Raw genomic sequence first — 19,254 nt, forward strand, 5'->3', positions numbered from 1 at the left:
TTCACATTAGAATGCTTTTAAAATCGGACTTAAGATCCAAGCGTACAGTAGCGCTACCACTACTGTATCGACATCTGTCGCTGTTGCACTAACAAATCCCATTGAATTGAAAATCGTTACTAGTAATGCTGGCAACAAGGTAATAAAGAAGCCATGAGCGATTCCACCAATGATTGCTCCTCGTCGTCCCCCAACTGCATTACCAAAAATACCCGCTGTCCCCCCAGCAAAGAAATTCGTCAACATCCCTGGCAGAATCATCGCTAATCCAAACATCGGCAACGTAAACATCGCAATGACCGTACCGATCGTTGTTGTGATAAACCCTAAAATCACTGCATTGGGACTATAAGGGAAGAACACCGGACAGTCTAACGCTGGAATCGCATCAGGAACTAGTTTCATCGCAATCCCACGAAACGCAGGAACGATCTCGCCTAGTAATAAGCGTACCCCTGAAAGTAATACGTATACACCAACAACAAACTGGATGGCTTGTAAAAAGGCAAACATGATATAGTTTTGCCCCCCTGATAGCTCAGCCGCAAACGTCTCTCCTGCAAACAACACAGTCACAATATAAAGTGGTACCATCACCATCATGACTGATAAATACGTATCTTGTAAAAATTCAAAGTGAGCAGGCAACTTAATGTCTTCAATCGATTTCTTGTTCTCGCCTCTTTCACCAAAGATTTTTGCTACCCCAGCTTCAAATAAATAACCGATCGTACAAAAATGCCCTAAAGCAATATCGTTTGAACCGGTGACCTTACGGATGATTGGTTGCGCCATCGCTGGCATCGCAATAGCAAACACTGCCCCAATGAAACCACCAACTAAAATCAAAACAAACCCACGTAACCCAGCAAAGTACCCAAATACAGTGGTCATCGTCGCCATCCATAAGATTGCTTGACCAGTCAAGAAGATATATTTCCACTTCGTAAAACGGGCAAGTAAGATATTAAAGATAAAAATAGCTAAAAATGTTAACGCGATATCTCTACCTAGACCAAGTTCATTCATTGCTTGACCATTGATTGCTTCAATTGACGGGATGATCCCTTCCATTTGGAACCCTTCGGTAAAAATTTGCCCAAAATACGTCAAACTACCGACGATGATACTCGAACCCGCACTTAAAACTTGAAAGCCTAGCAATGTTTTCAATGTACCCGAAATAATTTGACCCGTTGATTTCTTTTGTAGGATCAGCCCTAGCATCGCAATCAAAGCAATCGTGATCGATGCTTGAGTCAAAATATTTTCGATAATAAAATTGATAACGACCATGTTTTCTCCCCCTATTTTTTCTTGATTAGATAGCTCCCTTACTTTGTAAAACTGGTGTTAACTTCTCTTCGATCTCAACTTTTGAGACGATATTTTTCAAGTAAATCATGGCTGTTGTCGGATCAATGGTAAATTTTTCAAATTGTGAACGAAAATTCTCTGCGGTAATGATCACATCTGGCTTCATCGAAACGGCCGAAGAGATATCGCAGTGATCCAGCTTAGCTGTTACGCCTAATTTATTCAATACATCCTCGGCTGACATTTGAGCGGCAAAACTACTTCCTAGTCCTGCGCCACATACAAATAAAATATTCAATTTGTTCATTCCATTCTCTCCTTTTAGCTACTTAAATAGTAGTTTTTTAAATGAATCTACATTTGGACTTTCGATCAAACGAGTCAATTTCGTTTCGTCATTGATCAACTCGATCAACTCCTTCATGATGGTTAAATGGGAATATGAATCCACTGCTGCTAAGCAGAAAATGATTTTTACTGGGTCCATCTCTTCATTGCCAAAATCAACTGGCTGACGAATTGTCGCGACACTCACGCCTAACTTATTGACGCCATCTTCTGGTCTGGCATGGGCTAATGCCAGATGCTTGCCAATAACGATATAGGCGCCATACTCTTCTACTGCACGGACCATCGCATCAACATAACTTGACTCAACGATATTTTCTTTCAACAATGGTTTAGCCACTCGTTCAATCGCTTCTTGCCAATTGTCTACGTGTTCTTGGATCAATATATGATTATCTGTCAAAATGTCTTTTAGCATTGGTTGGATCTCCCTTTTATTGATTTCTAAATGATTTTGCTCAAATAATGTTTCTAATTTGGTGTAGATTGGCCGATCAATCTTGCCTCCACTTTCTTCCACGATCCGCAAAACGTCGGTAAACAATTCTGTTTGCCCACTCTCTGTCGGAATCAGTCGTTGGACCTTTTGGTGAGCATTTAAAAAATCTGCAATGATCGGACGATTCGCATCGGTTAAAATAGGCTCCAACACGAGCAACGGCTTGTTCTGATCTGATAATTGGAACGTACTGAAAATCAAGTCGACATCCAACTTATCCACCAACTCTGCTTCTTTAGAACTCAATACCGCGACAACTTCAATTTGTGGGAACTTCTCTTTTAAATTTTCTGCTAATAGATTGCCTGTCGCCAGTCCATGGTGACAAACCACCACTGATTTATACATGTACGTAACATTCTGTTTGATCGTGCTAGCAATCGTCGAAAAATGGATCACTAGAAAAGCAAGTTCATCTTCGATTATCTCTCCACCAATGACTTCCTCGATCGTTGGGACAAACAACTCAACGGCTTCATAAATTGGACGGTAATTAGCCCGAATATTTTCTTTCAAAGGATTCGTGACTTGGATTCGATGTTTCATGCGGATAATCAAAGCGGTCATATGTTTATAAAGATTTTCACACAGGATTTCTTCTTTTAAGTGAAATGGGATACGGGTCTGTTCCTCGACGAATTGGATCAGTTGGATCGTCAACAGTTGGGCTTGGACCCATTCCAATGAATTACTGATATCTTTTGAACTGAATGTCTCAATCGTAAAACGAAGGTAGTTTTTTTCAACCGGTGGAACGTCTGTCAAGCGAAACTCAACGATGACTTTTTCAATAAAATCAGTGAAACAGTCTTTTTTTTCGTTATTATTTTTCCAATTGATTGCTGAAATAAGTTCATGCTTTCTGACTCGCTGGACCCAGATCATTGTAAACAGCAACAGTTGATTTTTGTAGATATCATCTTCTTGTCTGATCATAGTATCTGTATAGATGGCTTCGAGCTTTACAATCTCCGAAGGTGAAAAATACTGTTGGAAAATTCTTTGAGCCGCAGTGATTTTCGTACCGTTTCTTGCTGAAAAATCAATTCTCCCTAGATTTTTATTAATCAAGTCATAAATCATCGTGCGGATGGAGCGCTCCGCTCCTTTATAGACCAATCCCTGTCTGCCAAAACTCACGATCTCGATACCGTATTTGATCAAATCCGCTCGCAAACGACGCATATCTTCATCCATCGTACTTTTCGAGATCATGAATGCTTCTTCCTTACGATTCAAATAAACTGGCTGTTGCTCATAAGCAATTGATAACACTAAATCAAAGGTCCTCTCGTCACGATTCAACAACTCCTCTTGATAAGTCACCAATGCTTCTGTCAGTCTTTTTTCTTCCTCATCGCTTAAACGCAACAGAAACCCTTGCTTACGAACCGTTTGGATCTCTGCTAATTGATTGGCTCGCAACCAACTATTGACATCCAGCACATCTTGACGAATCGTTCGTTGACTGACTTGATACTCTAACGCTAATTGTTCCGCTTTGATTGGATAATGATATGCTCTAAATCTTTGAAGTAACTCAATCGTTCTCGTTTTCATATGATTGATTTTCCTTTCTGAACCAAGTATATGTTTGCGCTTCCAAAATAAAAAGTAGAGATTTCTGCCAATTAAGTTGGCAGAAAAGTAAGAACACCTGTACTAATTTTTCAAGCAAGAAAGTAGCAGAAGTACCTACTTTCGAGAAATGAGCCGCACAAGTCGAAAATAGTCTCTCCTATTTTTGGCTTGCGCGGCTCATTTCTCGAAAAAATCCTCTTCAGGAAGCTCGCTTATTCGATTGTTTAGAAATAACCATTTCGCTCACCCAAACAGCTATTTTGTCACTCGTTTTAGTTGGTTGGTACCTACTGATATGATCGTTAAATAATTGAAGAAGTAACTCAATCTTTGACAAAAACCTAGTTTATCTAATAGTGGAAGGTGATTCAGCACTGGGATCCTTGCCAGTCCGTAAATCATCGCACTCAGCAGACTCAAGCTGATTAAAACGATATACACTCGACGGATTGGTTGATTCGCTTCTTTTCGATAAAGCAATAAAGCAAAAACCGGAAATAAAAGAAAGCCACTATAACCTAAACTAGAACCAACATTATGTACCCACGTTGAGAAATCCCACGAAGTAGCTTGGGTGTTAAGACTAAACAATCCTGTAAAAAGGCAATCGCCTATCGCATAGAAACCTAGTGAAACAACCAACCATTTCGCTAAATGAGTAGATACTTTTTCAAACGAAGAATACAGTGCAGGTAAGGATAAGCTAAAAAAGATGCCTGAAAAAACAGAACAAACAAGAAAGAATGTTCTCACTGGACTTGTGACGTCACCGAATACACTGATTGGCAACCTCAATTGATCTAAGCCTGGATAGAACAAGCCCAAAATATAAGGTGTTGAAAAATCACTCAATACTCCTAGAAATAAAAAATAAAGCCCATAACGTCGTAAAAAAACCATGTACTCCTCCAAAACACTTTTATTCTTATATACAGAATAACATTTTCAATTTAATTGCAAAACAAAAAATCCTATTGATTCTGTCACACTCAGTGGTTTAGGATCAAAGGATTTTTTGCTTTGATAGAGCTTATTAACTATATTCTCAAAAAAGTTATCATTTTAAAATCAATGGTTCACGACGAGCTAGTTTAAATGAATGGATAATGAATGACCTCTTTGTACGTTTCAAATAATTCAGTATTCAATTGATCGCCACCGTCTATATTGGCAGAATAAAAAATCGGTGGGTGTTTCACTCCCTCAGAAATTAACTGTCCACAAACTTCTACGATGATCGTATTGAGAATGGTCCCTCCAAACACCGTAGAAGAAGGGCTGACCTTTTGTGATAGCCCTGTTAACAAATGACGATAGAAAGATTCCTCTATTGCAATTCACTCAAACGACTTTTGATCGAAACATCCTCGCCATTTCTTTTTCTAGCACCTAGTTCACCAATTGCAGTAAATAGTAAGTCACTGGAAGAATTTAAAGCTGTCTCAACTGAGTCTTGGATGACCCCAATAATAAACCCGATTCCTACCACTTGCATCGCAATATCATTTGAGATGCCAAATAAGCTACAAGCCAAAGGAATCAATAGTAATGAACCCCCAGCTACTCCAGATGCACCACAAGCAGCTAAAGCCGCCAAGATGCTTAAAATCAATTTCAAGCCAAAAGAAGCTTCGATACCTAGTGCCTGAACAGTCGTTAACGTCATCACTGTAATCGTCACTGCCGCTCCCCCCATATTGATCGTTGCTCCTAATGGAATCGAAATGGCATAAGATTCCTTTGTTAATTTCAGTTTTTCTGCCAACATCATATTGATCGGAATGTTCGCCGCAGAACTACGCGTAAAGAAAGCAGAGATTGCACTTTCTTTTAAACAAAAGAAAATTAATGGATAGGGATTTTCTTTGATAAACAAAAAAGTAAGTAATGGATAGATGATCAAAGCAACAAAGAGCATCGTACCTACTAACACAAGAACTAATTGGAGATACTCGGTCAGTCCAGAAAGACCAGTCGTTGCAATTGATTCATAGACTAACCCCAAAATACCGATCGGAGCGAAAGAAATAATCAATTGAACCACCTGTGACAATGCGACCGAAATCTGATCGATAACTTCTTTCGTTGCTTCCGTACGTGTCCGCAATGCCAATCCTAATAATACCGCCCAAAATAGCACACCTAAATAATTAGAGTCAATAATTGCTTGAATCGGATTTTGCGTGACATTGGTCAGTATCGTTGATAAAACAGTCCCAATATTTTGAGGCGCTTGTTCCGAAACAGTTTCCTGTAGAGTGATCGGTACCGTAAAAATCGAACTAGTGATCACCGCCACAAAAGCCGCTAAAAAAGTCCCACCTAAATACAATCCTAAAATCGGCTTTACGAATGTTTCATTCCCCATTTTATGTTTTGCAATTGAAGCTGCAGTCAAGAAAAACACTAACAGCGGCGCAATCGCTTTTAAACAACTAACAAACAACGTTCCCAATAAAGCAATAAATCCCCAGGTCGGTAAAAAAATACCTAATATTATACCAATTAAAATACCGCAACCAATACGTTGGACTAACGACATGTCCAAAAATTTCTCTAACAAACAATCACCCCTTTATAGATTAACAACTATTCTAACATCTTCATGAGAGAAACAAAAGATTAATTTTCAGAAAATTCTTGTTATTTCGCATATCTATGTGTCCCTTAAAAAAATAACGAACGATTTTGATTTGGAAAAATAAAAAACATCATTATAATCTTAGGCACAAATTGCAATGATGACTCCTATAAATATTTTTTATAAAAAGAATGAATTTAGTGATAGATTTATCCTAAGAGCTAGTTCTTCGCCTAAAGACACGCTATCAATCTAAAAATATCGGTTGAATAAAATCTGCTTGCCAAATTTTTTCTTTTTCAGAGTAGTTGAAATACCATACTTGCGAAAAATAAAGCCTTTCCCGCTTATCTCCTGAAATCAACTGCTGGTTCTTTCGATCGACTAAGTAATCGAAACAACTAAAATCGATTCGAATAGAGAAACTAGTATCATTGATCTGTCGGTAGTTAGCCAATTCTTGAATGGCTATTTTCGTTGTATGATTTCTTACACCTTCATCTTTATTTTTTTGTAATACTTGCTGGTGTTCTTCAAGTAATCTTGAAGTATAACAATTTTTTACTTTTTCAGGTGCCTCTTCTTCCCAAGATTTTTGTATTGCATAAAAGATTGTGTTGATCTCAGAAAGCAATTTTTTCTTTTCACGCTTTGTTCCAGGCATTCTTGATAACAAATCATGGATATCCGTACTGTGCGTTTTCTTTTTTTTAACTAAAGAAAAAACAAATATACTTCCTAATGATAAGCCAACAAAGAGAAAATCTTCTGACGTACTGTTACTATTAGTCGTCCGACTCCTCCGATAATAGGAATTGGAACCTCCCCCTATCGAACCGCCACCAGAGCCACCACCGGTTGAACCACCACCATGCCCACCTGCTACGGCAAAAGTTTGAACAGGCATAAAAAACAAAAAAGCCATGATCAATAGACAAATCACTTGATAATTTTTCTTCATCTGAATCCTCTTTCTCAATCCCCCACGATGATACCTTATCAAATAATTATTACAAGATTCCTATGGAGCAATGAAGGATTCCCTAATTTTTCTTTATTTGGTAGGATTTTTTGATAGATACTCAAAGATACAGCACCTATGCTCCTAAATGCTTAAAGGTCGACTAAAAAATAAATACATATTCTATATAAACTTAAATTTTGGAAATTCTAGTAGTCATATTCTTTCTTTTCAAACATTCTTCTGTTTATTCCCGTAATAGATTAGAATAATGGTTTCAAATGTACAATCATTTCAATTGATAATCTTTCATGTGATTTTCTTCTTTTTTCAATTTGATATTTAGAAGATACATCTGGGACTTCTCTAAAATTTGATATGATTTTTCCAAATATTAATGAAATTGTAGGTGATACTAATGAAACAAAAATAACTTTCCAAAAGTCACCTGATAAAATTGCCGATATAAATAGGTAACCTACAAATATACCATATACACATGATAAAAAATTACTCAGAAATACATAAATTTTTGACCTTTTATTTTCAACAAGTACTAACTGTACAATTGTCGTATCTTTAACGATTTCTTTCACTTTCTTATTGTTATGTAATAGTCGACAGGTTGATATTATTCCATATGTACTAAGAACACTACCAATCAATAGAGCTAAATATATTGATTCAAGATAGCCCAAAAATATAAGAAAAGGACTAATTACAAAAACTCCGAAAATCCCATAAGATTCAGGAACATAAAATTGTATTTCAGGTATTTTTTTACCTTCAAAAATTTCTGCTGATCCAGTTACTTTATATGCAGTCCAACTTTTTTTTGGAGCGTTGTCGTAAAAGGTACTAAACGGAAAAAAGTTTCTCAGCCTCATTAACTTAAAATAATCAACAATGTACAATCCATCATTTAATTCCAGTAAATAATATCTGCCATTAATTCTTTTAATCTCTTGGGCACAGTTGTTTCCTATCATCTAAAGCCTCCTTCAAGTTTCTCAGTTGATTCTGGAAAATTTAGCATTATAAGCTATTACTTAATTAGTTTCAAAACAGTTCTATAGTATTTTATTTCTGTGATTTTTTCATAAAAAACCAACCAAAACGATCTTGCTCCTCATCTTTAAATTGTATTTGATGGGCTTAATAATCCTTGCTAGCATTCTCATTAACTCAATATAAAATTAAAAACCAAATGTTTCTTCTTCCAAGAAAGATTTTTTTCTTAAATCCCCGTATTCTTTTTTCTTAGAAGTTTGTTTTAGATCAATAACTTTACCTTTAGGGATATCCAAATTATTTTGCTTCCATTCTTCTAAGGCTGTTAAAACTGTTTTTTCATTTTTACTTATATATTCTTGATATAAAATTTCGCGAATGTCCTCGTTATTAAAATACGCTATTTCTTCAATATTATTTAAACCAGTTAGTTGATTTACTGCAGCATAATCTAAGTAATAAATTTCCTCTTGCATCTTCAAAATCGGTTGTCGCGCAACAATTAGTAATGGCATAATTCCTTCTTTCATGTACACAACACTACCCAAAGGCAATAAATTAGTTTGTTTCATATGTATTCTTCATTCTAGTTATTATAGCTGTTGCTATTAGTAGGCTCAATCTCTGTATTTCCGACTTCTATTCCATAAGAAATTTAATACAAAAAAGGATATACATATTTACCGATCATCTTTATCAAATATTATTTTATATTTCACTTTTTTTTGTTGAATATATTTTGCCATTATATATAGTACTTACAAGAATAAACACTGTAAGAACAAATAATAATCTTTCTTGTATCAAAAAAAGCAAGAACTAGCGTAAATATGCCATAAAATATAAGCAATCCTATCCCTACTATTAATACCTTTACGCAATGAATCATCTTCATTCTTCTCACCACCACTTTAAATTTTTTTGTGTAATGATCAATGGAGTAATTGCATATCCCTTACCTATACGTTTTAAAGAACTACCTCTTTTTTCTAATTCCTTTTTTAATCTATTTTTTCGCCAATAAGAGACAACAGAAAGACAAATGACTAATGTTAACCAGAAGAATAATAAATTGATGATTCCTTCCAACATATCTATTGGCAAATTACTTTTGCCCCAAGGCCAATTCTATGGAATAAAATTCCTTACTAAGTTACTTAAAAGAAGTCCCATGGCTACTCCTAAATGACTTTTTTCTGATTTTTTCTTAATTTCCTTTTCCATTTCTAAACCAGAAATACTGAATTCACTCAAAGAAATACTGGCTTGATAGATCTTTCTATTAACCCTATATTGCTTTAAACCTACCATGAAATTGTTTTGTCTTATTAAATATTCTTCATTATTATCTGAAATCAATAGACACCAACCTGGAATTACTCTTTTTTTATCAAAGCATAAATTTCTAATCTAACCATCTTCTATTTACATATCATTTACTCAAGATACACTTTCTAACATTATATATTTCACATCATTATTAACGAACCAAACTTTACCATTGAACAAAATAATTTTAACTATATAAAAACTCAACAAACTTAGCAATCTTGCTTGTACTAAAAAAGGTATTATAAACAAAAAAATGATTGTCAAACAAATAATCAAAGCTAGACCAACTAGATTATTTATTGTCCATACTTTTTTTGTATATTTAGAATTATTAATCAGATTTATCCTTCCTAAAAAACTTACATCAAAACCATTATTCATCATTTTAAAAAGAAAATTTCTTTTTCTAAAGAATGAACAAAAGTACAAGCAAACTATTATAGTTAGCCAAAAAAACAATAGATTTTTTATACCTATAGAAAAATTAAAAGATTGATCAGAATTACCCCATAACCATTCAACTGGAACTATTTTTCTTATTATTGGATATAATACTAAAGCAATCGCACTACCTATGTAATTACTGTTCGATTTTTTCTTATTCTCTTTTTCCGTCTCTTTGTAGTCAACAGAAAAACTCTTTAAGGAAGTATTAGATTTATATATTTCTCTTTTTAAATGATAGTTGCCTAATCTTAAGAAATTAGAGTTTTGTCGAACAACAAATTCCTCATTGTTTTCTGTTACTAATAACAACCAACCACGAATAATTTTATTTTTTTGAAATGCAATATTATATATTTTCCCACCAATAATGTTACGGTTATATTCCATCTGATAGGCCTCCAATAAAACCACTCACCCCTGCAGTGAAATCACCCCATCCAGATACTACTGCTTGTCCCACACTATCTTCAAAATCTCTAATAAATTTGAATTTTTCTCTTAAAATATCATTCGCAATACCTACACCTATACCTACAGCTATAGAACCTACTATACCAATACTTACAGGAGCAGAAATTAGTCCAACTGCAGCTAATGCTCCCGTACTAAGCTTTATACCACTTACTACTCCTGCACTCGCTAATCCTGTAATTATTCCTTTTCCCCAAGCCTCTTCAGCACTATCACCTGAAACTATATCTATCCCTACACCAATTAATAATCCTGCTCCTTCTGTTATTACCTTACCTCCATATTTAAATACCCCTTTTATTGCATTCTCAGCCGATTCTCTTGCAGCTAGAGTGGCTCCAGGAACTTCTCCCAAAATCTTTCCGTCTGGTAATTCTAATGAATATCGGTTTTTCCAGATATAGTCGGAAGCATCTTGACCATGCTGTATTCCTTTTTGTATAAATAGTTTCTCTGTTTTCTCACTAGCCAGAGTCCCCCCTGTTGTTTGAAGTACTGAAATAACTTCATCATAATTTTCTATATCCATTTGATCAGAAGTAAACCACTTTTTATTTATCCCTTGTGGTAACAAATATGAACCATCTGTCCTCACTCGCGTATTCTTTAATACTAATACACCCTGCATTGCCAGTTTTAATTCATCCAAACTATGACTGAATAATCCACTAGTTTGAGTATTGAAATTATGTAATTTTTTTAGTTTATTTTGTAATTGATCAATATCTTGTTGAAAGCTTTCTGACATACGATCTAGATCTCGTTGGACATTTAGCAATGTTTCGAGAATGCCGATGAACGGATTACTTTGTGCTTGGGATCGGACAAAAGCATAAGTCGTGTCTACTGATGCTTTCATAACTCGTGTCGCCGCCAGTTGTTGGTTCAGTTTGTTTTCATCCAATTATCCTTCCATTGCTACAATCTGATCTGCGACTTTATACCTTTGTAGCTCCTGTTCAATTTTTTCAACCGCATTCGTTGTTCGTATAATTGTCGGAATGATCAATTCACTAAATAATCCTTTTGCTGCTGTATATGCTGCACCAGATAATTCGTTTCCGTTAACAGCTGACACGACTTTTTGACTTCCTCTCTTTAGTTGATTGATCGTTTCTTTACTACTTGCTAAGTTCTTCTTTAACGCTGACATAAATTCTGATGATTCCCCACTCACATATACTAACTCCACTCTAATGTTCTCCTTTCTGCAAACAACTCTTCTCTTTTTACTTCTAATCCTTGTAAAGTTTTCCTGTACGAAAAACCAAGTTCTTCATGTGCCTGATGAAATCGTTGTTGAAATGCTTGTTGCTTTGCTTCATACTCCTTCTGCATCCAATTTGCATTGGCCATACCTTGTTGGATATCTTCATGATTCAATTCAGATAATTGGCGAAAACCTCTTTGAAGTTCTTTTTCTAATTGAAGAAGCTGGTTTTCTACCCTAGGTTTCCCATTTGCTAATTCGTCTTGTTGCTGTTCCACTTTCCGAATTTCTTTTTGATTCTCATAGATCATTTCATTGTCTATTGACAGTCATTCACCTTCTTAGATATTTGATGGTTGATTTCTTGCAATATTCTTTTTCCTAAACGATAGCTTTGCTCTTTAGATACTGGCCTGCTTAAACTAAATACGCATTTTATCTGAATTATTTTCATATTTAAAACAATTAAAGCGATTTTTATTATTTCATAAAAAATTGAGCCCTTTGATCAAATAAAATAACTTATAAAATTAATTTTATACCTTCTATATATTTTCATTTTAATATAATAATCAGTTGAAAAATAAAAGATATCATAAAACATCGTTTCAGTCTAACAATCGTTAAAATAACAAAAAAGACCGCCATTTATTGACAGTCGATCTTGATATGGATAATTATTTCATTTGTGGTATGGAGCCCCAGTATTGATCCGAAATGCACGATAAATTTGTTCAACTAGGATCAGGCGCATCAGTTGATGAGGGTAGGTCATTTTGCCGAAAGAGATTTGGGCATTGCTGCGTTGCATGACATCATCGCTTAATCCTAACGAGCCACCGATGACAAAGACGAGCTGGCTTTTCCCTTGGATGCCTAATTGATCAATTTGCTTGGCAAAGGCTTCACTAGTAGGATTTTCGCCTTGGATCGCTAAAGCGTAGACAAATTCATGATCTTTGATTTTTGCGAGTATACGCTCGCCTTCTTTTTCTTTGACTTGGCGCATTTGAGCTTCGCTAAGATTTTCTGGTGCTTTTTCGTCAGGTACTTCTATTAGTTCGATTTTTCCGTAGGCTTTAAGACGCTTAACGTACTCATTGATTCCTTGAATCAGATATTTCTCTTTTAATTTTCCTACTGAGATGATTTTTATATTCATAATTATTTCCTTTCCTCATTCTTCCATGTCGATTTATTCCTTCCTTATTATAATTGAGGATGCTTATTCAAGAAAGTGATTTAAAAAAGTTTTCCCACATAGTTATACACATCTTCCACAGGTTTATCCACAGTTTATCGTGGTTTTATTACTTATTTCATAAGTATTTCTTAAGCAAACATATGTTTCGCACAGATTTTTCCACTTTTTCCACAAGTTGTTGATAACTTTTATGGACAATTATACGCATTTTTTACAAATACTTTTCCACAATTTCTGTGTATAAGTTTGTATTTAATTTTTTCATCTGAAAACAATTATTTTTCCTAATGTTTTTCATAAAAAGTTCACAGTCTGGAAGTAGACTAAATCTAGTAAATAAGTCTATACTTAACTTATCTAGAAAATAATAAATGGAGGCAGATCACATGGACAGAAGAGATGTGACACCAAAAATGAAAAAAAGAAAATCTAATGGCATTTGGCGAAAGCTAGGTCTTGGCGTAGTTGGTGGCGTGATTGGCGGATTACTGACTTTCGGTATTTTTTATGCAGCAACTGGAGGTGGTAACTCAGTAACGACTTCTTCTAGCAGTGGGACACAAAATGCATCAGGCGAAACAGTTGTCGAAAATGTAAAAGTCAATGTAGATTCAGATATCACTTCTGCAGTAGATAAAGTACAAGGAGCAGTTGTTTCTGTTATCAACCTACAAAAACAAAGTTCATCATCTGACCCGTTTGGTTCATTATTTGGCCAACAACAAGAAAGTAGTGGCGAAGATGGCGAATTGCAAGCTTACAGTGAAGGTAGCGGTGTGATCTATAAAAAAGAGGGCGGTTCCGCTTATATCGTGACGAATAATCACGTGGTCGATGGACAACAAGGGTTAGAAGTTTTATTAAAAGATGGAACAAAAGTGAAAGCAGAATTAGTCGGTACAGATGCTTACACTGATTTAGCTGTATTGAAAATCAGTGCTGACAAAGTCGACACTGTTGCTTCATTTGGCGATTCTGCTTCATTGAAAGTCGGCGAACCTGCGATTGCGATTGGTTCTCCTCTAGGTTCTCAATACGCGAATTCCGTAACATCAGGGATCATTTCTTCCTTGAATCGCCAAGTGACAAGTACCAATGAATCTAATGAAACGGTCAATATCAACGCGATCCAAACAGATGCAGCGATCAACCCGGGGAACTCTGGTGGTCCACTAGTTAATATCGAAGGACAAGTCATTGGTATCAATTCAAGTAAAATTGCATCGACTTCTGATTCTTCAAGTGTAAGTGTTGAAGGAATGGGCTTTGCGATTCCAAGTAATGATGTCGTAAATATCATCAATCAACTTGAAAGAGATGGAAAAGTAACACGCCCTGCACTGGGTATCACAATGACCGATCTTTCAGCCGTTTCTACACAACAACAGGAACAGATCTTAAAATTACCATCTTCTGTAACAAATGGCGTGATCATTCGTTCTGTTCAACCAGCAACGCCTGCGGAAAAAGCTGGCTTAGAACAATATGATGTCATCACAAAAATCGATGATACAGAAGTCTCATCTGGTGTTGAATTACAGTCTGTGCTTTATGGTAAAAAAGTTGGTGACACTGTGAAGATCACTTATTACCGTGGCGAAGAAGAAAAAACTGTAGATATCAAATTGACAATTGATAATACTGCATTAAACAAAGGAAATTCAAATAGTTCCAATGGCTCAAATAATTAATAAAAAAGACGACTACCTCAGTGGAGGTAGTCGTTTTTTTATTATTGCTAGTTTTTGAATGCTTCGCCAACTATCGCATCTTCAGGTAAAACTAAGATGCCTTTTTTCTCTGGGGCGTTAGGTACGTGAAGTTCCTTTGCAGAGCAAATCATTCCGTCACTTTTGACCCCTCTTAATTCTCCAGGCCAAATCATCATACCATCTGGCATCATTGCACCTGGTTTGGCAACGACTACTTTTTGCCCTGCTTCGATATTTGGTGCACCACAAACGATTTGTAAAACTTCGCCACCATCTACTTCTGTTTCAGTTACTGATAAGTGGTCTGAATCTGGATGAGGTTCACAAGTTTTAACAAAACCAACAACGATTTTCGGTTGATTGTCTTTTTCGAGTGTTTCTCCAAAGCCAGCTTCCTTGATCAAACGGTTCAATTCAGCTAATTGTTCTTCAGAAATCGTTACTTGCCCGTTGCCTTCAATTGTTAGATGATCTGAGATATGGAAAAAGTTCCATGCAACGATTTGGCCAGATTCATCTTTGATCTGCGCAACATTCCATTTGCGAATAGCGGTATTTTCTGTTCCTTTATCGTCGGCTACGATCACCATTAGTGTGTCGCCCACATGTGCGCGATTATAAGCAAAAATCATTTTGTTTCCTCCAATATCATTTGTTGAAGTTGTTTTTTATTTATGGCAACTGAAGACATCGTACTTTCGGGAAACCCAACGTAGTCCAGCGCCAAACTCTCTTGCTTTATCTTAACAAAAAAAGGCGGTTCTTGCATGATAAATTCTCTTAGGAAACCTTGCCGGAATAAAAAGAAAGCACGGATCACAAAAAAAGACGAGGAAACGAAATGCACCATCTTTCGTTTCCTCGTCTTTTTTTGTTCAAGGATCTGCCTATTGAATCAAAAACTATGCTTCTCTTGGTTCTGAAACGACTAAGACATCACACGGAGCTTGTCGAATCACATAGCTTGCCACACTACCAGTCATAAAACGTTCAACGGCATTTAACCCTGATTGACCAATCATGATCAAGTCGATTTGATATTTCTTTGGTAGTTTTACTGCCATAGATTCTCTGACCGAACCGTAAGCCACAATACCTTCTATTTTTTGGTAATCAACGGATTTTCCGTAATTTTTACATTCTTCAATCAATTCTTTTGCTGATTCAGTCTGTTGATCGATCAAGGATTGGTCAATAGGCGTATACCCCATAAATTGATAAAATTGTTGGTCGATCACATTCGTCACATATACTGTGCCGTCATTTCTACGAGCTACCTCAACGGCTTTTTTGAATGCAGCAAACGCTTGCTCGCTTCCGTCAATTCCAACTAAGATTTTCTTATATGCTTGTTCCATTTTTCCCACTCCTCTCGTTTCTCACTGCTGAATCGTTTTTGTTAAAAACTGTTCGATTTCTTCTTTTGTTTTACGATCTTTATTGACCAGACGACCTAGCTCTTTCCCATCTTTAATGACAATAAAACTTGGAATACCGAAAATATTCCATTCTGCTGCTAAGTCGATATACGCATCACGATCCATTTCGACAAATGTCCAATCTGAAAAGCTGCGCTCGATCTCTGGCATTTGTGGTTTGATGAAGCGACAATCGCCACACCAATCGGCAGTAAAGAAAAAGATATGATTGCCTTTTTCAACATAACCGGCTACTTCTTCAAGACTTTTAGGAGTAATCATAGGTTCACACTTCTTTCTTATTCTATATTCTACTTAAATTATACACCTTTACAAAAAACTGACCAAACTATATCTAAAAAATAAAAAACGAGCAAAAGCGGATAGCCTTCACTCGTTGATTACTTATTTTCCGTAAACGATCGTATTCACCGTTGATTTATCTAAGCCCTTCAATGTTTGGATCAACATTTCTCTGGCTGCTTCAAAGTCACGGATACTAAACATCGTTTGATGCGTATGGATATAGCGCCCAACCACACCGATAACGGTACTTGGGATTCCTTCATTTTGTGTATGAGCAGCACCCGCGTCGGTACCACCTTTTGATACAAAGTATTGATATGGAATATTGTTTGTTTCAGCAATATCTAGTAAATATTCACGTAAACGTGGCAACATGATCAATCCTGGATCTTGGATACGCATCAAGGTGCCTTCTCCTAGATGACCAAATGTGCCTTTTTTCGTTACTGTATCATCCGCTGCAGAGCAGTCTACCGCAAAGAATAGATCAGGTTTGAATTTGTTCACTGAAGCTTTTGATCCACGTAAACCAACTTCTTCCTGGACGTTAGCACCGGCGATCAGCGTATGACCTAATGTTTCTTTTTCTAGGGCTTCTAATGCTTCCAAGACCATCGTACAACCGTAACGGTTATCCCATGACTTACTGATGATATTTTTGCCATTTGCTGTTTTGATCGTTTCTGCAAAAGGTACGATCGTATCTCCTGGTAGGACACCAAAACTCATTGCTTCTTCTTTTGATTCAAAACCAGCATCAAATAAAATATCTGTTACTTCGACTGACTTTTGACCACTTGTACCACGTAATAAATGTGGTGGAACGGAAGAAGAAATACATGGGTAATTTTCCCCTGTTGATGTCTTCAATGTAAAGCGTTGAGCCGATACTACATAAGGATTCCAACCACCTAGCGGTACCACTTTGAACAATCCGTTATCTTGGATTTGTGTCAACATAAAACCAACTTCGTCCATGTGTGCTGCCACCATCACACGAGGGGCATCCGCTTCTTGGTGATGACGCAATCCAAAGATCCCACCTAATCCATCTAATTGTAATTCATCAACTAGTGGCTCCATGTGTTGTTCCATGTACGCGCGGATATCTTGTTCAAAACCGCTTGTTCCTTGTAATTCTGTTAATTCTTTGATACGTTGAAATGTTTTTTCATCCATAATAATGATCGTCTATAATTCAGACTTGTCTCCTTTCAATCTCAGCTTTGATTTGTCTTAAAAAAATAGCATCTGGACAAATCTATCGTGATCATTATACCGTATTTTATTTCAAAACGGTTATTTATTTCAAAGAAAATCCGATAGTGTGGTAAAATAAAGCCAAAGAAACTTGTGTAATTGTAAAGGAGGGCAAGCAGTATGTATGAAGAAAGTGAACAGGCCTATTTCAAAGGTGGTTTAGCTGTCGGACTTGGTTTAGGATTATTAAGTGGCGTGGCAACTGCACTATGGTACAACCGTAACAAAACGATGTCCGCTGATGAAGTCTTAGCTACCATCAAAGAAGCATTTTTAGACGAAGGCTCGATTGAAGGTTCCTGGATCTCTTTTGAGAAAGAACCGACACGTAAATTTGCAATCCATTCAAAAGCTTATCGTGGTGGGATTTCTCGCATAGAAGATGGGGAAATCGTCTATTATGAATTTTTAGCAGATGCCTATACTGGTACTGTTTTAGATATTTCTAGAAAAAAAGGAACAGATGCTTGATTTCATTTTTAAAAGATTCTCTTAGAAATAGGCTTTCCTATGGATAAGGGCTTCTTTTTTTGTGTAAAAACTGGTATAAACGTACATGATAGGTTATGCTTAGTTTAAACTTTTTCAATTTATTTAGGAGAGTGAAAAATGAATCACACAGAAAAAATTGCTGTCCTGATTCCTTGTTATAATGAAGAAGCAACGATTCCCACAGTCATTGCCGACTTTAAACGAGAGTTACCAGAAGCAGATATTTATGTATACGACAATAACTCAACGGATCACACCTACGATTTAGCAGTTGCAGCGGGTGCTATTGTAAAAAAAGAACCTCGTCAAGGTAAAGGAAATGTTATACGTCAAATGTTTTTTGACATTGATGCTGATTATTATTTGATGGTAGACGGAGATGATACATATCCAGCCGAAGCCGTACATGGACTTTTAGAAAAATTACGTTCTGGCGAAGCGGATATGGTTATTGGCGATCGTCTTTCTAATGGCACTTACTTTGAAGAAAATAAACGCGCCTTCCATGATTTTGGCAATAATTTAGTTAAAAATACGATCACTCGTTTATATAAAACAAAAATAAGAGACGTGATGACTGGCTATCGCGGATTTAATCGTATTTTTGTCAAAAGTTTTCCGATTATGAGTGCGGGATTCCAAATCGAAACGGAATTGACCATTCATGCCTTAGATAAAAAATTCAAATTAGTTGAGCTCCCTATTGATTACCGTGATCGCCCAGAAGGTAGCGAATCAAAATTGAATACCTTTTCTGATGGCTTTAAAGTCATTATGATGATTATTAAAATGTGTAAAGATTATAAACCTATCCTATTTTTCAATATCTGGACAGTCATTTTCTTTTTAGCTGGTCTGTTCACTGGGATTCCTGTCATTCGGGAGTTTATGTTGACCAGCTTTATTACTAAAGTCCCTTCAGCCATATTAAGTACAGGATTGATGATCCTAGCTTTACTTTCACTAGTTACCGGTATGATTTTAGATACAGTCGTTACAAATGCAAAGAAAGAGTACGAACTGAACCTCTATCATGTTTATCATGAGTATCACCAAAATAAAAAAGAAGAGAGATGATTTTATGCAATCATCCCTCTTCTTTTT

22 protein-coding genes and 1 pseudogene are annotated in these 19,254 nt (G+C 36.1%); 3 read left to right on the forward strand and 20 right to left on the reverse strand.

Annotation, left to right across the window (positions count from 1 at the left end; genetic code table 11):
- Positions 1 to 6 precede the first annotated feature (6 nt).
- The 15 genes and pseudogenes from P3R27_RS05265 to rlmH form a co-directional block, all read right to left on the reverse strand.
- Entirely contained in the window at positions 7 to 1,296 is a 1,290-nt protein-coding gene (locus tag P3R27_RS05265) for a PTS sugar transporter subunit IIC (protein ID WP_301356760.1), read from the reverse strand.
- Positions 1,297 to 1,321: 25 nt separating this feature from the next.
- Entirely contained in the window at positions 1,322 to 1,624 is a 303-nt protein-coding gene (locus P3R27_RS05270; RefSeq protein ID WP_010736508.1) for a PTS sugar transporter subunit IIB, read from the reverse strand.
- Between the two features lie 18 nt (positions 1,625 to 1,642).
- Entirely contained in the window at positions 1,643 to 3,724 is a 2,082-nt protein-coding gene (locus P3R27_RS05275; protein WP_301356759.1) for a BglG family transcription antiterminator, read from the reverse strand.
- 276 nt (positions 3,725 to 4,000) lie between these two features.
- Positions 4,001 to 4,645, reverse strand: a complete 645-nt coding sequence (locus tag P3R27_RS05280) for a DUF998 domain-containing protein (RefSeq protein WP_034689942.1) — start codon at positions 4,643 to 4,645, stop codon at positions 4,001 to 4,003.
- Between the two features lie 191 nt (positions 4,646 to 4,836).
- Positions 4,837 to 5,049 (reverse strand): annotated as a pseudogene (locus P3R27_RS05285) (hypothetical protein); the annotation flags it as partial.
- A gap of 23 nt (positions 5,050 to 5,072) precedes the next feature.
- Positions 5,073 to 6,308, reverse strand: a complete 1,236-nt coding sequence (gene sstT / locus P3R27_RS05290) for a serine/threonine transporter SstT (RefSeq protein WP_301356758.1) — start codon at positions 6,306 to 6,308, stop codon at positions 5,073 to 5,075.
- A gap of 265 nt (positions 6,309 to 6,573) precedes the next feature.
- The gene (locus tag P3R27_RS05295; protein ID WP_301356757.1) at positions 6,574 to 7,287 is read right to left on the reverse strand and encodes a TIM44-like domain-containing protein; all 714 of its coding nucleotides are present in this window, start codon (positions 7,285 to 7,287) and stop codon (positions 6,574 to 6,576) included.
- A gap of 263 nt (positions 7,288 to 7,550) precedes the next feature.
- The gene (locus P3R27_RS05300) at positions 7,551 to 8,276 is read right to left on the reverse strand and encodes a hypothetical protein (RefSeq protein WP_235186362.1); all 726 of its coding nucleotides are present in this window, start codon (positions 8,274 to 8,276) and stop codon (positions 7,551 to 7,553) included.
- Positions 8,277 to 8,483: 207 nt separating this feature from the next.
- Positions 8,484 to 8,870, reverse strand: coding sequence for a DUF4176 domain-containing protein (locus P3R27_RS05305; RefSeq protein ID WP_051536270.1), 387 nt, complete (start codon positions 8,868 to 8,870; stop codon positions 8,484 to 8,486).
- A gap of 556 nt (positions 8,871 to 9,426) precedes the next feature.
- Complete coding sequence (locus P3R27_RS05310; RefSeq protein WP_301357596.1) at positions 9,427 to 9,657, reverse strand: hypothetical protein; 231 nt, start codon at positions 9,655 to 9,657, stop codon at positions 9,427 to 9,429.
- Positions 9,658 to 9,738: 81 nt separating this feature from the next.
- Positions 9,739 to 10,464, reverse strand: a complete 726-nt coding sequence (locus P3R27_RS05315) for a hypothetical protein (RefSeq protein WP_051536272.1) — start codon at positions 10,462 to 10,464, stop codon at positions 9,739 to 9,741.
- Positions 10,454 to 11,452, reverse strand: coding sequence for a hypothetical protein (locus P3R27_RS05320; protein WP_301357290.1), 999 nt, complete (start codon positions 11,450 to 11,452; stop codon positions 10,454 to 10,456). Before P3R27_RS05320 ends, P3R27_RS05315 begins: the two co-directional genes overlap by 11 nt.
- Positions 11,453 to 11,740 (reverse strand): hypothetical protein, encoded by a 288-nt coding sequence (locus P3R27_RS05325; protein ID WP_051536279.1) that lies wholly within the window; start codon positions 11,738 to 11,740, stop codon positions 11,453 to 11,455. It lies immediately after the preceding gene.
- Complete coding sequence (locus P3R27_RS05330) at positions 11,731 to 12,069, reverse strand: hypothetical protein (RefSeq protein WP_235186366.1); 339 nt, start codon at positions 12,067 to 12,069, stop codon at positions 11,731 to 11,733. The genes P3R27_RS05325 and P3R27_RS05330 overlap by 10 nt, the downstream gene beginning before the upstream one ends.
- Before the next feature lie 371 nt (positions 12,070 to 12,440).
- Positions 12,441 to 12,920 carry a 23S rRNA (pseudouridine(1915)-N(3))-methyltransferase RlmH gene (gene rlmH / locus P3R27_RS05335; RefSeq protein WP_034689953.1) on the reverse strand — a complete coding sequence of 160 codons (480 nt, stop codon included), beginning with the start codon at positions 12,918 to 12,920 and terminating at the stop codon, positions 12,441 to 12,443.
- A gap of 428 nt (positions 12,921 to 13,348) precedes the next feature.
- Here rlmH and P3R27_RS05340 point away from each other — a divergent pair, with 428 nt between their 5' ends.
- Positions 13,349 to 14,653, forward strand: coding sequence for a S1C family serine protease (locus tag P3R27_RS05340; protein WP_301357291.1), 1,305 nt, complete (start codon positions 13,349 to 13,351; stop codon positions 14,651 to 14,653).
- 47 nt (positions 14,654 to 14,700) lie between these two features.
- On the opposite strand, the gene ytpR is transcribed toward P3R27_RS05340, so the two are convergent.
- The 5 genes from ytpR to pepA all read right to left on the reverse strand — a co-directional run bounded on the left by ytpR (position 14,701) and on the right by pepA (position 17,577).
- Entirely contained in the window at positions 14,701 to 15,306 is a 606-nt protein-coding gene (ytpR, locus tag P3R27_RS05345) for a YtpR family tRNA-binding protein (protein ID WP_034689956.1), read from the reverse strand.
- Complete coding sequence (locus tag P3R27_RS05350) at positions 15,303 to 15,524, reverse strand: hypothetical protein (RefSeq protein WP_301399064.1); 222 nt, start codon at positions 15,522 to 15,524, stop codon at positions 15,303 to 15,305. Before P3R27_RS05350 ends, ytpR begins: the two co-directional genes overlap by 4 nt.
- 52 nt (positions 15,525 to 15,576) lie before the next feature.
- A complete protein-coding gene (locus P3R27_RS05355; RefSeq protein WP_034689132.1) occupies positions 15,577 to 16,032 on the reverse strand; it encodes a universal stress protein in 456 nt (151 codons plus the stop codon).
- A gap of 21 nt (positions 16,033 to 16,053) precedes the next feature.
- Positions 16,054 to 16,374 (reverse strand): thioredoxin family protein, encoded by a 321-nt coding sequence (locus P3R27_RS05360; RefSeq protein WP_034689135.1) that lies wholly within the window; start codon positions 16,372 to 16,374, stop codon positions 16,054 to 16,056.
- A 123-nt stretch (positions 16,375 to 16,497) separates the two neighbouring features.
- Entirely contained in the window at positions 16,498 to 17,577 is a 1,080-nt protein-coding gene (pepA, locus tag P3R27_RS05365) for a glutamyl aminopeptidase (protein WP_034689137.1), read from the reverse strand.
- Positions 17,578 to 17,778: 201 nt separating this feature from the next.
- On the opposite strand from pepA, the gene P3R27_RS05370 reads away from it, so the two are divergent.
- Complete coding sequence (locus P3R27_RS05370) at positions 17,779 to 18,129, forward strand: PepSY domain-containing protein (protein ID WP_034689140.1); 351 nt, start codon at positions 17,779 to 17,781, stop codon at positions 18,127 to 18,129.
- 138 nt (positions 18,130 to 18,267) lie between these two features.
- Positions 18,268 to 19,227: a glycosyltransferase family 2 protein gene (locus P3R27_RS05375; RefSeq protein ID WP_034689143.1), complete on the forward strand. Its 960-nt coding sequence runs from the start codon at positions 18,268 to 18,270 to the stop codon at positions 19,225 to 19,227.
- Positions 19,228 to 19,254: the final 27 nt, after the last annotated feature.

The organism is Enterococcus spodopteracolus (assembly GCF_030441955.1).
GTDB classification, from domain to species: domain Bacteria; phylum Bacillota; class Bacilli; order Lactobacillales; family Enterococcaceae; genus Enterococcus_B; species Enterococcus_B spodopteracolus.

Coding starts and splice junctions, on each gene's coding strand:
- P3R27_RS05265 (WP_301356760.1), bottom strand. CDS start 1,296: ATGGTCGTTATCAATTTTATTATCGAAAATATTTTGACTCAAGCATCG.
- P3R27_RS05270 (WP_010736508.1), bottom strand. CDS start 1,624: ATGAACAAATTGAATATTTTATTTGTATGTGGCGCAGGACTAGGAAGT.
- P3R27_RS05275 (WP_301356759.1), bottom strand. CDS start 3,724: ATGAAAACGAGAACGATTGAGTTACTTCAAAGATTTAGAGCATATCAT.
- P3R27_RS05280 (WP_034689942.1), bottom strand. CDS start 4,645: ATGGTTTTTTTACGACGTTATGGGCTTTATTTTTTATTTCTAGGAGTA.
- P3R27_RS05295 (WP_301356757.1), bottom strand. CDS start 7,287: ATGAAGAAAAATTATCAAGTGATTTGTCTATTGATCATGGCTTTTTTG.
- P3R27_RS05300 (WP_235186362.1), bottom strand. CDS start 8,276: ATGATAGGAAACAACTGTGCCCAAGAGATTAAAAGAATTAATGGCAGA.
- P3R27_RS05305 (WP_051536270.1), bottom strand. CDS start 8,870: ATGAAACAAACTAATTTATTGCCTTTGGGTAGTGTTGTGTACATGAAA.
- P3R27_RS05315 (WP_051536272.1), bottom strand. CDS start 10,464: ATGGAATATAACCGTAACATTATTGGTGGGAAAATATATAATATTGCA.
- P3R27_RS05330 (WP_235186366.1), bottom strand. CDS start 12,069: ATGATCTATGAGAATCAAAAAGAAATTCGGAAAGTGGAACAGCAACAA.
- rlmH (WP_034689953.1), bottom strand. CDS start 12,920: ATGAATATAAAAATCATCTCAGTAGGAAAATTAAAAGAGAAATATCTG.
- P3R27_RS05340 (WP_301357291.1), top strand. CDS start 13,349: ATGGACAGAAGAGATGTGACACCAAAAATGAAAAAAAGAAAATCTAAT.
- ytpR (WP_034689956.1), bottom strand. CDS start 15,306: ATGATTTTTGCTTATAATCGCGCACATGTGGGCGACACACTAATGGTG.
- P3R27_RS05350 (WP_301399064.1), bottom strand. CDS start 15,524: ATGGTGCATTTCGTTTCCTCGTCTTTTTTTGTGATCCGTGCTTTCTTT.
- P3R27_RS05355 (WP_034689132.1), bottom strand. CDS start 16,032: ATGGAACAAGCATATAAGAAAATCTTAGTTGGAATTGACGGAAGCGAG.
- P3R27_RS05360 (WP_034689135.1), bottom strand. CDS start 16,374: ATGATTACTCCTAAAAGTCTTGAAGAAGTAGCCGGTTATGTTGAAAAA.
- pepA (WP_034689137.1), bottom strand. CDS start 17,577: ATGGATGAAAAAACATTTCAACGTATCAAAGAATTAACAGAATTACAA.
- P3R27_RS05370 (WP_034689140.1), top strand. CDS start 17,779: ATGTATGAAGAAAGTGAACAGGCCTATTTCAAAGGTGGTTTAGCTGTC.
- P3R27_RS05375 (WP_034689143.1), top strand. CDS start 18,268: ATGAATCACACAGAAAAAATTGCTGTCCTGATTCCTTGTTATAATGAA.